The following is a 274-nucleotide window of genomic DNA, read 5'->3' on the forward strand; positions in this document are numbered from 1 at the left end:
GTACGCATTCCAGTAAAATCATGTCAGCCCCGGCTTCTGCCAGAGTGACCGCAGCATCCACCATGGTATCGGCATGCGACTGACCACGGCCTTGTACCCGGTAGCCACCTAACTTATTGACTGATTGCGGCGTCAGACCAAGGTGAGCACACACTGGCACTCCCTGTTGTGCCAGGCTGGCAATCAGTGGTGCAAGCCATTGATCACCTTCCAGCTTGACCATATGGGCACCGGCTTGCATCACGGCGCGGGCACTGGCCAGGCCTTGCTCCAG

1 protein-coding gene is annotated in these 274 nt (G+C 58.4%); it reads right to left on the bottom strand.

The genetic code is table 11. The features are described 5' to 3' along the window. Positions 1 to 274 (bottom strand): 3-methyl-2-oxobutanoate hydroxymethyltransferase (locus Q4563_RS19785; RefSeq protein ID WP_303605734.1); only part of this gene is annotated, 274 nt, incomplete at both ends.

Source organism: Gilvimarinus sp. 1_MG-2023, assembly GCF_030548285.1.